Origin of the sequence: Melittangium boletus DSM 14713, from assembly GCF_002305855.1 — a bacterium.
Lineage (GTDB): Bacteria > Myxococcota > Myxococcia > Myxococcales > Myxococcaceae > Cystobacter > Cystobacter boletus.
The window spans coordinates 8,204,243-8,218,322 of sequence record NZ_CP022163.1 but is presented as its reverse complement, the minus strand read 5'-3'; the positions used below and the strand labels follow the sequence as shown (position 1 = coordinate 8,218,322).

8 protein-coding genes are annotated in these 14,080 nt (G+C 66.7%); 4 read left to right on the top strand and 4 right to left on the bottom strand.

Features of this window, described 5'->3' with window-relative positions; genetic code table 11:
- Positions 1–759: a 4'-phosphopantetheinyl transferase family protein gene (locus tag MEBOL_RS34040; RefSeq protein WP_281256610.1), complete on the bottom strand. Its 759-nt coding sequence runs from the start codon at positions 757–759 to the stop codon at positions 1–3.
- Between the two features lie 113 nt (positions 760–872).
- A complete protein-coding gene (locus MEBOL_RS34035; RefSeq protein ID WP_245919099.1) occupies positions 873–3,467 on the bottom strand; it encodes a galactose oxidase-like domain-containing protein in 2,595 nt (864 codons plus the stop codon).
- A gap of 473 nt (positions 3,468–3,940) precedes the next feature.
- Between MEBOL_RS34035 and MEBOL_RS34030 the strand changes: the two genes are divergently transcribed.
- From MEBOL_RS34030 to MEBOL_RS34015, 4 genes are read left to right on the top strand one after another with little or no spacing between them, the layout of a single operon-like run.
- On the top strand, positions 3,941–5,215 hold the full coding sequence (locus tag MEBOL_RS34030) for a glycosyltransferase family 2 protein (RefSeq protein ID WP_095983169.1): 1,275 nt from the start codon (positions 3,941–3,943) through the stop codon (positions 5,213–5,215).
- 6 nt (positions 5,216–5,221) lie between these two features.
- Positions 5,222–6,307 (top strand): hypothetical protein, encoded by a 1,086-nt coding sequence (locus tag MEBOL_RS34025; RefSeq protein ID WP_095981327.1) that lies wholly within the window; start codon positions 5,222–5,224, stop codon positions 6,305–6,307.
- Positions 6,308–6,346: 39 nt separating this feature from the next.
- Positions 6,347–7,462, top strand: coding sequence for a coiled-coil domain-containing protein (locus MEBOL_RS34020; RefSeq protein WP_095981326.1), 1,116 nt, complete (start codon positions 6,347–6,349; stop codon positions 7,460–7,462).
- A complete protein-coding gene (locus tag MEBOL_RS34015; RefSeq protein ID WP_245919097.1) occupies positions 7,459–8,133 on the top strand; it encodes a hypothetical protein in 675 nt (224 codons plus the stop codon). The genes MEBOL_RS34020 and MEBOL_RS34015 overlap by 4 nt, the downstream gene beginning before the upstream one ends.
- A 6-nt stretch (positions 8,134–8,139) precedes the next feature.
- Here MEBOL_RS34015 and MEBOL_RS34010 read toward each other — a convergent pair whose 3' ends face one another.
- Both MEBOL_RS34010 and MEBOL_RS34005 read right to left on the bottom strand, forming a co-directional pair.
- The gene (locus tag MEBOL_RS34010) at positions 8,140–9,321 is read right to left on the bottom strand and encodes an RICIN domain-containing protein (protein WP_157823831.1); all 1,182 of its coding nucleotides are present in this window, start codon (positions 9,319–9,321) and stop codon (positions 8,140–8,142) included.
- 85 nt (positions 9,322–9,406) lie between these two features.
- Positions 9,407–13,987, bottom strand: coding sequence for a hypothetical protein (locus tag MEBOL_RS34005; protein ID WP_218920840.1), 4,581 nt, complete (start codon positions 13,985–13,987; stop codon positions 9,407–9,409).
- Positions 13,988–14,080: the final 93 nt, after the last annotated feature.

The following is a 14,080-nucleotide window of genomic DNA, read 5'->3' as shown; positions in this document are numbered from 1 at the left end:
TCACCCGGCCCGCACGAACCACGCGGGCCCGTCGTCTCCCAGGGGCACCGTGCGCTGACACCGCACCGTCAGAGCCAGTCCCCGGGTCCGGCGCACCGCGACCGCCGCCGGGTGTTCCGCCCCCAGCCGCACCTGCACGAACTGCCACGCCTCGGGCGAGTCCTCCATGCGAGGGTCGAACGAGATGCTCGGCGAGCGCCCGGGCTCCAGGTGGAAGGCGAATTGATCCAACGGCAGGCTCAAACCCGCGCCCCGCGCCTTGATGTAGGACTCCTTGAGCGTCCAGTAATCGAAGAAGCGCTCGCGCTGGCGTTCGGCGGGCAGCGCGCGCAGGGCCCGCACCTCCGGGGGCGCGAAGAAGGACTCGGCCAGCTCCACCGTCTGGCCCGGACGCCCCGCGTGCTCCACGTCCGCGCCCACGTCCACGCCGAGCGCCACCGCGCACACCGCCATGCCATCCGTGTGGGACAGGTTGAAGCGCAGCGGGGGCAGACCCTCGCGCGCGAGCACTTCCGGGCGTCCGTAGGCGTTGGTGGAGAAGCGCCAGTCCTGGGCGGGCACCGGGGCGTAGCGCGACAGGGTGACGCGCACCAGCGCATGCGACACGAGGAACTGATGGCGGTGCTTCTCGAAGCGGAAGCGCTGATGCCGCTCCCGCTCGTCCGTGCCGAGCAGGGCCAGGTAGGCGGCGAGGAGCCGGGGCTCGGTCACGGCCTCGGGCTCCACCACCCACAGGTGGACCTCGTCGGGGCGAGGCACTGGAAAGGACTCCGCTGGGGGGATCGGGGTCGTTGTCATGGGGGAGGTTGGCTCTGTTCCTCCCCCCCTATCGCGTCACGGCCGTGCGCGCCAGTCCATGCCGCCCCCGGCGATCAGGGATTGGGAACGAAGCCGAGTTGCAACTCCAGGTCGAACGACAGATCCGGAGAGGTGGCCCCCGCCTGCTTCACCATGACCGCGAGGGTGTTCTCCCCCTGGACGAATACCTTGGCGGGGATGGCCCCTCCCGCGAGCTCGTTCTCCGTGGAGCTGCTCGCGTACTTCTCGTGCTCGAACCCCTTCTCCATGTTCCGGGAGAACACCTGGGTGCCATTGATGAACACCGCGATGCCATCGTCGAAGAGGACGTTGAGGTGGGCATCGGTGATGGCACCATTCACGAGGAGCTTCTTGCGGAAGTAGACACTCGTCTGCGCCGGAGAGGAGGCCTGGAGCACCGTGCCCTCGTCGCCATCCCCGTAGCCCAACTGGCCCGCGCCCTGACGCCAGCTCGAATCATCGAAGTCCTTCTGTGTCCACTGAACACCCGGATCCTCGCCCGTATCCAGGTAGCGCCACGTGGACTGGAAGGGAATGGCGACGACGGTCGTGGAGCGCCGGATGGTGAAGGGCTCCTTGCTCACGTCCGACACCCCGGGACTGCCGACCCGGGACACGCGCAGGAGCCCGTCATAGGTGCTCGTGTCGGGGATCTTCCAGAAGTACACCCCGGTGTCGGGCACCGACGAGGCGATCTCCGTCCAGGTGTTGCCTCCATTCAAGGAGTACTCGAGGTTCACCCCGGGCAGTTGACCGATGCTGGACCAGGTGATGGGCAGGGAAGTGCCGGGCTCGAGCACCTCGCCCCCCATGGGCGAGGTGAGCATCACCGAGTCCAACAGCGGGCTGACGGCCTGCTCCACGTCCAGGGAGAGCGCGAAGGTGAGATCCGGCGAGCTGGCGGAGACCTGCTTCACCATGGCGGTGATCACGTTCTCCCCGATGCGGAAGGGATTGCTGGGCTTGAGCGGCACCGGGGCGCGTGCATAGGCATTCGTGGTCGACGCCGTGGCCCATGAGTTGAAATCCATTCCATTGCCCACGTCCCGGGAGAAGACGAGCACGCCATTGACCCACACGGCGATCCCATCGTCATACAGCGCCTCGAGGGTGGCGGAGGTGACGGTGTTGGCCAGGGTGATCTTCTTGCGGAAGTACACCGAGGGAGCACCCGGTTTGAGCAGCGTGCCCTCGTCCCCATCCCCATAGCCGAGCTGCCCCGCCCCACTCTTCCATTGCGAGTCGTCGAAGTCCGCGGCGAGCCAGGAGGAGCCATGATTGATGCCCCGGTCGTCGTACTTCCACTCATCGCTGAAGGTGATCTCCTTGCGCTCGCGGGGCACCTCGTTGATGACCCGCACCATCTTCCCCACCGAGGGCACGCCGCGGCTGTCCAGCACGAAGAGCATGTAATAGCCCGGAGGCGCGACGAAGTTGTCCTCCGGCGCGGACACCGTCAGGCCGATCCCCGTCCGCTTGAAGGACAGATTGAGGAAGCGCTGGTTCTGATCGAAGGCATGGGTGACCGAGCCCAGGGCGATCATCGTCACCTTCGTGATGCGAGCCGCGTCCTCGCTCTGGACGAAGAAGTCGCTTCCGGGGGAAATCGCCGGAGCCACGAACCCGATGGTGGGCCGCGGCGCTCCTCCCTTCTTGAGGTAGGGCGGCGAGAAGATCTCCACGGTGTGCCGCTTGCGGCCTCCCGCGTTGATCACCCGTCCGTCTGGCAACAACAACGCCGTCGAGTGATAGCCCCGGTACTCCGCCGCGGGCGCCAGCGAGGTCCAGGTATTGGTCTCCGGATCGTAGAGCTCGGGCACCTTGACGGGCTGGGTGTTGTCATCGAAGTCCTTGCCACCGCTGCCCCCCGTCACGAGCACCTTGCCGTCGGGCAGCAAGGTGGCGTTGATCTGCCGCCGGGCCTTCTTCATGGGGGCCCGCAGGCGCCAGGTGGGCTTGGGATCCGCCAGGTCGATCTCCTCCACGGTGTTCGTGGGCGGCGAGCCTCCTCCCATGATGAGCACCTTGGAGCCATACATCACCGCCGAGCCATAGGAGCGGCCCGCGGTGAACTCACCGCGCGGCCCGTCGTACCAGGTCCCCGTCCCCTCGGGATCCAACCACCGGGAGGCGCGCTGGGGGCCGGCGAAGAAGAGCTTGCCCGTGGGCGACAAGAACATGCGCGGGTAGTAGGGCAAATCCCGGACGGCGGTGATGAGATTCCTCCACTTGCCCGACTCCGGCTGCCACACCTGGGGCAACGGATTGGTGCTTCCCGAGGCATGCGTCTCTCCGGAAAGCACCACCACCTGGCCATTCTGCAGCGTGGTGTTGGTGGGGTACCACCGGTTGTCATTCATGTCCGGACCCCTGCTCCACTTGAGGGTGAAGGGGTTGAAGATACTCGTATGAGGCAGCCCCACGTGGGACTCGACATGACCTCCCGTCACCAGCATGCGGCCATCCGCCAGCCAGGAGTGGCCCGTACAGAAGATGTTGTAATCCGCGGTGGGCATCGGCGAGAGCGAGCCCGTGGCGGGATCCCACGACTGCGGTGGTTTGACCCCTTCTTCGAATTCTCCGTAGAACATCACCTTGCCGGTGGGCAAGAGATGCATGTGCGTCGCGGAGATGGGAAAGGTCGCCACCTGTGACCACTCTCCCTCGGTTGCTGGATCCGCTTTCGCTTCACGCGCCAGCAGCGATGACACCGCCACGAGCGCACCCCTCGCCCACGCCCTCACGGATAATCCCCCCATTGTTCCCAGCCCCTTCTCTTGGTTAACGCCAGTGAACGTAGGGTTCATGGCCCTATTGCCAAGTTGGGCGGGGGTCCTGTCCGCGTGGCCTGCGCAAGACAACGACAGCCGGAAAAGTGCCACTCAATCCTACATGGAGGGGTAGGCGCGCAGTCGGCGCAGAGCACTCCCACTACCCCGCGAGGTCATTGTCCAAAGGGCGTCACGGGCTGAGTTTTCGCCCGTTCCAAGCACTCGCGAGAAAGCCTCGCGCGAGTGAGGGGGCCGAGGGGGGAAGGCAGGGCGATCCAAGGCCGGGGAGCACCCCGCACGAAGGACGTGTGGGTGGCATCCGCCGGGTGTGTCGTCACGCCAACGGGGACATGGAACTCTTTCCAGTTTATCTTCTGGTGTTGTTGGTGATGATGAACCGGTACGTGCTGGGACCGCTGCTCAAGCGGTTCCTCGGCCACCGGGTAGACGGCACGGACGATCATTACAAACCGACCGTGTGCGTGGTGATTCCCCTCTTCAACGAGGGAGAGGGCATCTACCGCGCGGTGAAGAGCCTCCTGGCGCAGGACTACGACGCGGACAAGCTGAGCATCTGCGTGGTGGATGACTGCTCCACGGATGACAGCCACGCCTGGGCGCTGCGCGCGGCCGAGGGCCACACCAACGTCAAGGTGATGCGCAATCCCTACAACATGGGCAAGCGCAAGGGCATTGCCCGCGCGGTGCGTGAGGCCGAAGCGGAGATCATCGTCTCGGTGGACTCGGACGTGGTGGCCCATGAGAGCGCCGTGCGCGAGCTGGTGCGCCGCTTCATCAGCCCTCGCATCGCCGCGGTGGGTGGCCGCACCTTCGTCGCCAATCGCAACGAGAACTGGCTCACGCGGATGATCGAGATCAAGTTCTACTTCGCCCAGGAATGGCTCAAGGATCTGGAGCGAGGCTTCCGCTCGGTGCTGTGCCTGTCCGGGTGCCTCACCGCGTACCGGCGCCACGTGCTGCTGGAGCTGGAACCCATCCTCGAGGCGCGCAACATCGCCGGCATTCCCATCAAGTATGGAGAGGATCGCTTCCTCACGCGGCAGATCGTCAAGGCGGGCTACGAGACGGTCTATACCACGTCAGCCTGGTGCCAGACGGCGGCGCCCACGACGCTCTCCGGCTACTTCTCCCAGCAGCTGCGCTGGCGGCGCTCCAACCTGGTCGACATGATCTGCGGTCTGAGCCACGCGTGGCGGCTGCATCCGGTGGTCTGCATCCACTACGTGTCCCAGCTGGTGCTGCTGCTGTCCTACCCGCTCACCATCCTGCACAACCTCATCAATGGGCAGTTCTGGGGCGTGCTCTTCCTGCACATGCTCATCATGGGACTCATGGGGGTCATCTACCGCATCGACAAGCGGGATCTGCCCCCGGAGATGCGGGTGCCCATGCTCTCCTTCCTCCCCATGGGCTTCATGATGCCCATCACCTACGCGCTCCTGACGCCCCTGGCGCTGTTCACGCTGGACTCGGGCAGCTGGGAGACCCGAGGCAAACCCGCGCCCGTCCCCGCCGCTCCCCCCACGCCCGCTCCCGAATTGCCTTCCAACACCGCACAAACCGGTCTTCAGCATCTGCCCACTCAGGTCGTGGGCGGGGGGTAACGACACATGAACCAACGTATCGCCAATCGAATCAACACCATCGTCGTCAACATCTACAAGGCCATGGGCTCCGTCCTGCTCGTGCTCATCCTGGTGGGGCTCGTCTCCTACCTCGCGGTTCAGGCCTTCTTCTTCGTCAGCCACTCGTGGCTGGCGCCCACCGTGGTGTCCTCGACGGACACGCAGATCCTCCAGCTCAACTCGCAGCTCGCGCAGCAGGAAGCGGCGCGTGACCGGCTGCTCTCGGAGCGCCGGGATCTGGAGACGCGGCTGGAGCAGGCGGACCGGCTGCTCCACTCGGAGAAGGACTTCCAGGAGCGCTTCCGGCTGGCGCTCGGCAGCGAGCGCCGGGCCCGCTCCAATGCCTTGCGCCAACTGGTGTCCCTGCGCGGCATGTACAAGAAGACGGCGCGGGAGATCTCCGAGACCAACCTGGCCTATTCGGACATGGCGCGCGGGCGCACCGAATCGCTCTACAACGCCCGGATGGTGGAGAACGAGGAGCGGCTGAGCGCCAACCACCAGCTCGCGCAGATGGCCCAGAACAACCTGTCCCTGTCCCAGGGCGCCGCGGAGTTGCACACGAAGCTCACGCAGTTGCAGCGCGAGCTCAAGGGCTTCGACGCCTCGCTGGATGGCAAGGCGGATGGCCTCACCGCCGAGGTGCTGCTGCTCGAGCGCGAGTACACCCGCTCGGTGCTGGAGGTGAAGCACGCGGAGAGCGAGCGGCTGCACCTGAAGGCCAGCGTGCGCTCGCTGAACGAGGCGGTGGCCCGTTATGACGCGCTCCTGGCCTCCATCCGCGGCTCGCCCTGGCTCGAGGCCATCGAGCGGGGACTGACGGTGGGCTTCGTGCCCTACGAGAACCTGGAGAACGCGGCGCCGGGCACGCCCGTCTACCGCTGCGCGCTCAAGCTGCTGTGGTGCCATGAAGTGGGCCAGGTGGGCCACGCGCTGCGCGGCGAGGTGAGCGTCAAGCACCCCGTGCGCCAGACGATGATGCGCGGCGTGATGGTGGAGCTGGTGTTGTCGGACGAGGAGTGGGCGCGCGAGGAGTTGCTGCACCTGGGGCGCGCCCCCTTGATGCTGTAGGAACGGGCGGGTCGGACAGGACGGGCGGGGAGAGGGACAATGCGATTGCGTTCATGGGCATGGGTATGGGGCATCTGGGCGGGACTCGGCGCGGGAGCGGTCCAGGCCCAGGAGCCAGGGAAGGAAGGCGAGCAAGAGCCGGGTCAATGTGCCTTCGTCCGGGGCGTGGCACAGTCGGAGGCGGCGCTGCTGATGGCGCCCCAGGTGTTCGCCAGCGTGGGCGTGGTGAACGCGGGAGACGCGGGTGGGAGCGCCGCGCTGCCCCTGGGCAGGCCCACGCCCCGGCTGTCCGCGGGCCTGGATTATGACTTCGTGGGGTTGTACCGGGGCCTGAGCCTGCGCGGCCGGGCGGAGGCGGAATGCGCGCGCTACCGGGCCCTCTCGGGGCTCCGGATCGCCCTGCGGCGGGGCCGGGACGTGGGCGCCGAGACCGCGCTGGCGGCGCGCTCCCGCGTCCTGGAGAGCGCCCTGCCCGAGGCTGGAAAGCTGCTGGTCGACTTGCGCGAGGACGTGAAGGCCGGTCAGGCCACGCTCGCGGAGCTCAACGCCCTGCAGTTGCGGCTGGATGCCCTCAACGCCCTGGCGATCGAGACCCGGCGCGAGCGTGAGCGGCTCGCCGCCCTGCCCCGCCCGGATGGGCGCCCGCTGGGCGAATGGCTCACGGAGTTGCGCGCGGCGGATGACGCGGTGGAGGCGAAGCAGCAAGCCCTGCGCTCCGCTTCGGCGTGGAGCGTGCGCGTGCGCGGTGGCTACGACGAACTCCTGAGGACGCCCCAGGAGCTCCCGCTCTCCGGAGCGCTGACGGTGTCCTACAGCCTGGGCGGCCTGGGTCAATCCGGGGCCCATGCGCGGGCCCGCGATGGACGTCGGCGCTCGCTGAACGAGGACGTGGAGGGCGTGGGCCAGGAAACCGCCCTCCTGCTGCGAGAGCTGAGGGCGTCCCACGCCGCGGAACAAACGCGCCTGAGGGAAGTGAGCGTGTTGATGAAGGACCTGGACGGCCAACTGCGGGAGATCGAGGGGTTGGAGACGGTGAAGGTGCGCCGCTACCGGGACTACCTGCGGCTCGAACTGACGCGGCTGCGCGCCGAGCACGCCTGGCTCAAGGCCCACGTGGAGGAAATGAACCACTTCCTGGAGCGCGAAGGCCCATGAAGTACGTCCCCACCCTGGTCGCGGTGCTGGGGGTTCTGTTCCCCTCCGCGCCGTCCGCCCGTGAGTCCCATGACACGGCGAGCCCCCCTCTCGTGAAGCGCCTGAGGGTGACGGAGGGCGACCTGGAGCCGTTGCCCGGAGGGCGGCTGCGCATCGAGGCCCCCAAGGTCCGCGCGGTGGACCGCGCCGAGGGCACGCCGCGCGCTTCCCGCCCGGGTGAGGAACTCCGGGTGGCGGAGCTGCGCTTCACCTACCAGGGCCCCACCCCCCGGCAGCAGGCCCTGCGCTCGGGGGAGATGCGCCGCCAGGTGGGTCTCAAGCTGCGCGCCCGGGACGGGTGCAACGTCGTCTACGTGATGTGGCGCCTCGCGCCCACACCCGGCCTGGTGGTGTCGGTGAAGTCCAACCCGGCACTGTCACGCTCGGCGGACTGTGGCAACCATGGCTACAAGACGGTGAAGCCACGCACCCGCGAGCCCGTGCCGGACATCCACCCGGGAGCTCCGCACACGCTGCGCGCGGAACTCCAAGGGGCCCTGCTGCGGGTGCGGGTGGATGGCACCCGCGTCTGGGAAGGAGCGCTGCCCCCCGAGGCGTTCGCGTTCGACGGCCCGGTGGGGCTGCGCTCCGACAATGGCCGCTTCGAGGTGGAGTTGCGCTCCACCCCCTGATGCCGCTCAGTTGATATGGAACGTCTGGGCGGGGGTCCCGTTGCACTGATAGTGGTGGAAGATGGTGCCGTCGGGGAGACCCGCGTTGTTGAGGTCCAGGCACTTCAGGCTGTGCTTGAAGACGAGGTTGTATCCCCCACCCGTCAGCGGCCGGAGCTCGACGCGCTGGTTCATGCCACTGTGGCAGTTCCACTGGAGCACGGGCGTCGCGTCGTCCGTCAGGCTCGCCCTGACGTCCAGGCACCGGCCACTCTCCTGGCCGCGGATCATGTACGAGCCATCCGGGTACGGCAGGAGCTGGAACTTCTGGGCCGCGCTCCCATCACACGTGCCCTGAACGATGGCGACATCGTTGTTGGGGCTCTTGCCCGCGGGCTGGACACACTTGTTGCTGGCGGCCACGGTCAGGGTGACGTAACGCCCACCGTTGCCCTTCATGCACCCGCCGCCGGACAGACCCGTGCTCACATTGGGGAAGGCGGCCAGGGTGCCCTGGGGAACCACCTTCACCGCCAGGTTTCCACCGAGTTCGTCGAGCTCCGTCTGGGTCAACTTGTACTTGCCATTGCCGGTGTAGAGGAAGTTGTCCGTCGTGGCGCGCTCACGCAGCAGGACACCACAGTCGGGCGTGTTGGAGATCTTCGCCAGCGAGGTATTGGGGACGAGCTGCACGGGCCCGGTGAAGGAGGGAAGCTCCGAGGCGGACACGGGGAACTTGGCATTCCCCTGCAACAGGTACGTCTGGGTCCCCGTGCGCTCCTTCACCAGCTTGCCCTCGCCGGAGCCCCCGTAGGAGGGAAAGTGCTGCTTGTTCGCGGGCAGGGCGCGCACCTGCGTCGGATTGAAGTACTGCAGCTCGGTGGGATCCGGGACGTGGAAGAACATGCCTCCCACCACCGTGAAGACCTCGGGGCGCCCCGACTGCCCGAGCACCGTGCCATCCCGGGGAATGGGCGTGATGTCATTGATGGCGGCCGCGGTGAGCGAGATGGACGGCGCGGCGAAGTTCGCCCACTGCTCGGGGTGGATGTAGAAGCGCGCGCCTCCCACGATGAGCCAACGGGACTTGTCCGTCGACGAAGCGACGACCGTGTTGTCGGGATAGGAACTGGAGTTCCACGCGAAGGCGCCAGGGCTGGCGGCCAGGGTGAATGCGACAGCGGAACGGATAAGCGACTTCAAGAACATGAACGACCTCATGGAATTTTTCGCGAGGAGGGAGGCCAGCCAGGAGGGTTGCCCCGGCTGGCCTCCGCGGAACCGCGGATGACCGTCAGTTACACACGCCCGGCCACTTGACGCTGCTCACGGCGGAGCGAGGCGCCAGGCTGAACATCATCAGCACTTCATCGGCTTCTTCGAGGTTGATCCCCGCGTTCGTCAGGGAGCTGAAGTCGATGGAGAACTTGGTGAAGGGAGACAGACCCTCTCCCACCCGGGTGGGCAGCGTGTACTGCGCGAACGTCTCATCCGCCTGGGAAATGGCCCCGTGGAAGGTGACGCGCGCGGACTGGTTCCTCCAGGCGTTGTTCTTCAGGGCGTAGCTGAGCGGACCCTGCTCCGTCACGAAGAGCTGATTCTCGTCGAACTCCACGTCGAGCCGGACGTTCTCGCCGTTGAGCTGCGTGGCGCTGGGGTGGTACCAGACGAAGTGCACGCCCATGGACTCGATGACGGCCGAGGCCTCGAGGCAGCCGAGCTGCGCCGGCCCCGTCGGCTTGGTGTACAGGTCCCACGGCGTCAGGTTCAAGGACACCTGTCCACCCGTGTCCACCGCGTGCCAGATCGCCTGCGCACGCAGCTTGTCATCCGCGCTCCTCCACGTGCTGCTGATGGTGGAGATCGGCCGCTTGAAGCGGAGCACCACGAGCGAGCCCGGCTTGATGAGCGATTCGCTGGACAGGTTCTTGTAGGCCAACACGAGGGCGCCCATCGCGTTGCTCGTGTTGCTCACCTGGGCGAACACCCCATCGTCCAGCCGGCTGTCGATGATGGCGTCGAGCTGATTGCGGTACAGGGGCTCGTCCTTCATCTTCTTGAGGACGGTGGGGTAGCGCAGCTCCAGCAGCGGGTGGAACTGATTGACCATGGTCCCGATGGCGACGTTGGCGATGTCGTTGGCATCGCGCAGCTGACGGGAGTCCACGTCGCGCAGGGCCCAGGTGGTGGACAACCGGTAGAGGCGCGAGGACGCCTCGGCGTTGGCGATCTCCGCCTGCAGCCCCTTCATCTCCAGCGCGAGCTGGCTCATGGCCCGCTCGACCGTGAGGATCTCCACCTTCTTCTCCAGGATGGAGATCTCCTTGTCGAGCCAGGCCTCGAAGAGCTGACGGAACTCGATGGGCTCGACGGAGATGTTGCCCAGCGCGATGATCGCGTCGGCGCGCAGGGTCGCCTTGTCACCGGGCAGCAGCCGGCCCTGCTTGAGGACTTCCAGCTCCTTGGCGCGCAGCTTCTCCAGGGTCTGGAGCATCGCGTTCTTGATCTGCTCGGAGCGCCTGCCGGCGACGGGCTCGAGACGGTTGATCGTCACCGTGAGGGCATTCGCGGTGGGGACCGTGTTGCAGTTGTTGTCGTTGACGACGAGGTAGACATCCGAATCCCCCGTGCCCTTGGGAATGAAGGAGTCCGTGCCGGACTGGACGACGCGGAGGTTCTTCACCTGCTTGAGATCCGTGACGCCCAGGGGCATCTCCACCAGGACCAGACTGCCCACGGGCAGGCTCGGGAAGGGCGTGTTGCTCAGACGCAGGCCGCGGCTGAAGGTCGCGGAGCTGCGGGTGTCGGTGCCATTGGTCGTGCTGGTGGATTCCGTCCGGCTGCCCTGCTTGCCCTGGGAGCTGGACTCACACTCCTGGATGGAGCGCGAGTACTCGAGGCTGATGTTGACGCCCGTGGGAGGGAAGGGAGGAGAGCCCACGGACACCGAGGCCCGGAGACCCTCGCAGCTCTGGAAGGACTCGCTCTCGTCGTAGTAGGTGCCATCCTGTTTCACGCGGGCATTGGCGCGGGCGACGTAATCCGAACCCGACCACTGCACGGAGAAGCCCTCGGGACCCGTCGTCACGAGCTCATCCACGCCATTGTTGCTCCGGTTCAGCTTGACCTGGGTCCTGATGTAGGACGTATCCGTGTTGATCGTGTGCGCCTGGGCCAGGGAGCACGTGGGGGTCCACGCGCCCGTCGTCTGGATGTTGAGCAGATCGCCCGGATGGACGGTGAGCTTCCACGGCTCGCCCGTGCCCTTGACCTTGTCCTTCATCGCGTACTGCTGGACGCCCGTGAGCGAGTGGGTCACGCCCCCCTCGATGTAGTAGGTCGAGTATTCGCTGTCGGCGCCGGTGATGCTCAACGGGACGGCGGAGCGCTGGTACTGAACCACGGCGCCTTCCAGCGTCTCCGACTCCAGCAGCGCGTTGAAGGCACTGGAGAAGTCCGCGAACCGGACCTCCTGCGCGTCCAGGGCATAGCGCAGACCCTGGAGGTCCAGGCTGAGCTGGTCCACGGTCAGGGCGCGAGCGCGCATCTGATTGAGGAGGCGGATGTTGTTGGCCTCGCCATTGAGCTCGGTCTGCAGGCTGGTGATGAGCGAGTGGCGGCCCGTGCGGTAGGTGCTGATCGCGCTCGCGAGCGCGGCGTTGTTCGCGTCGAGGGCGTCGATGAGCAGGGTCCGTCCCGCGGTGGTGAGGCCCGTGTTCAGGGTACGGCGCAGACCCGGCGTCAGGTAGGCGGTCTTCTCGAAGCTGTTCGTGCGGTCCACGGCATCCTGGATGATCAGCGACAAGGCCGCGGCGCTGCTCGGCGTCATCGTGGACATCCCACCCACGAGGATGCGCTGCCAGTCCGCGGGCTCACCCGGCGTGGGCATGTGCTCGAGGGCATCCTGCATGGCCATGACGAGCGCGGAGTGATTGTTGGCCAGCAGGGTGAAGACGCCCCTCCAGGCGGTGGCTTCCGCGGACAGGGTCTTCGCGGGCGCCCGCAGGGTGTTCGCCTGGGTCAGCAGGGTCGAGTCGTGCACGGCGCCGAGCAACGCCCACAGCAGGCTCGTCTCCGAGCGGTCCGTCGGCAGCTCACACTGCTTGAAGCGGCAGGCGAAGTCGTGAAGGGGGACGATCTCGGTGAGGCGCTGCTGCAGCCCCTTGAAGCCGTCGCCCATCACCAGCAGCATCGGCTCGTGCTTCATGAGGTGGCCCTCGCTGTCGTCCGTGAAGAGCTGGGTCAGGACCTCGCGCTCCACCTGCAGGGACTTGGAGCCCACGTCCTTGAGGTAGGCGTTGATCTGCGCCTCGGTGGAGGAGGAGTCGAGCGTCTGCGCGTAGACGACCTTCTTCGAGTAGGCCGTGGTCCAGAAGTCCGCGAGCAACCGGGTGAGCTGGGACCTGAACTCCGCCTCATCGCTCAGCCGTGAACGTCCCTGGGCATACCAGTTGTCGATGTAGCGCAGGGCGCGGCGCACATCGCTGGCCTTCAGCGTCCCCGTGACCGGGTCGAGGTTGATCGAGGTGACCTGGCGCTGGGTCAGCTTGTACATGATGGAGGAGTAGGCGTTGCGGTACTCGGCACCCTTGCAAGCCGGAGTGACGGGCACGTTGGCCACGGCCGTGAGCAGGCCCGAGCAGAAGGCCTGCGATTCATTGGCGGACTCCACCGGCACGTAGTTGCCCGTGAGCCGCGAGCACACGTCCAGGCTGGCGTTGAGCGCCACCATGTCGCCGCAGGACGAGTCGGTGGTCAGGGCCGTGAAGCCCACACCGGCCTCGCAGGACAGCTGGTGGCTGGGGAAGTCCTTGTAGAGGCCCCGGGCGGTGGAGCGCTGCGCCTCGGAGAGCTGTTCTCCCTCCAGCTCGAAGAGAAGCTTCATCCGGCTGACCACCTGCTGCTGCAGCTGGGTCCTGTCCGCGCCCACCGTCAGCAGGTTGCCGAGGGCCAGGCTCTTGTCGAGGCACGCGAAGCGGCCGGACACCGTCGTCTCCTGCTCACACGTCATGCAGGTGGGCGCGGTCTTGAAGTCCACGGTGGCCGAGCGGTAGCCCAGATCCTTCCACTCCTTGGCCGCCTCATCCCGGGCCCCCTGGAGGCTCGCGCCGAAACCCGTGCGGCGCAGCGGGGCGCCACACGCCTCCACGGGAGCGTTCCCGAACGAGACGTCGCGGCAGTAGTTGTAGAGGGGCTTGTCCGTATCGTCACAGACGACGCCCGTGTGCGCGCACTTGGGATCCGTCGAGGGATAGGGATTCATCTTGCGGACGTTCGTGAGGGTGATCGAGCACGTCCGGGTCGTTGACATCGGGTAGTCGTCGGAGGTGTAGGTCGGAGGATAGGTGTAGTTCACCCCCACGCGGTCGCGGTAGGCCGGGTCCGGCACCTCCTCGTCGCGCAGGTGCAGGGCCGCGGCCTGACACTTCGACGCGTAGCTGATCGTGTACTGCGTAGAGCAGACGGGCTTGTCGCAGTGGTTGTCCTCGCACACGGGGGGCTCACACACCCGGGCGGACGTCACGGTCGGCGTGATCTGGACGTTGCGCTGAACGGTGACGAACTCCTCGACCGTGCAGTCCGAGTAACACGTCTTCTTGATATAGGCGGGGTCGGGCCGCTCGCAGAGCGGGTCGGTCTTTCCCTCGTAGCACTGGGTCCCGTAGTAGATGGGCCCGGCACAGACCTTCTGGGCGTCCGTCGAGGGCGTTCCGACGCCTCCATTCCAATCCAGGGAGGACAGGGTGCAGGTATCGAGCGCCTGGGATGCGGTCGCCACCGGGAGTGGGCTGTCTTCCTCGGAGGGAGGCGGACCTCCACATCCGGCGAGTACCAGCAGGTACGCGCAGACAGAATAGATTGAGTTCTTACGCAAGACGTCTCCTTGGAGAACAGGGAGGGGCACCGTTCATCGGCACCTCCAACTCCCATGGGCGCGCGGTGTACCAAACCCTCGAGGCCATCGCTG

What these genes read in the sequence shown, in the direction of transcription:
- MEBOL_RS34010 (WP_157823831.1), bottom strand. Translation starts at nt 9,321, where the DNA reads ATGTTCTTGAAGTCGCTTATCCGTTCCGCTGTCGCATTCACCCTGGCC.
- MEBOL_RS34020 (WP_095981326.1), top strand. Translation starts at nt 6,347, where the DNA reads ATGCGATTGCGTTCATGGGCATGGGTATGGGGCATCTGGGCGGGACTC.
- MEBOL_RS34030 (WP_095983169.1), top strand. Translation starts at nt 3,941, where the DNA reads ATGGAACTCTTTCCAGTTTATCTTCTGGTGTTGTTGGTGATGATGAAC.
- MEBOL_RS34025 (WP_095981327.1), top strand. Translation starts at nt 5,222, where the DNA reads ATGAACCAACGTATCGCCAATCGAATCAACACCATCGTCGTCAACATC.
- MEBOL_RS34015 (WP_245919097.1), top strand. Translation starts at nt 7,459, where the DNA reads ATGAAGTACGTCCCCACCCTGGTCGCGGTGCTGGGGGTTCTGTTCCCC.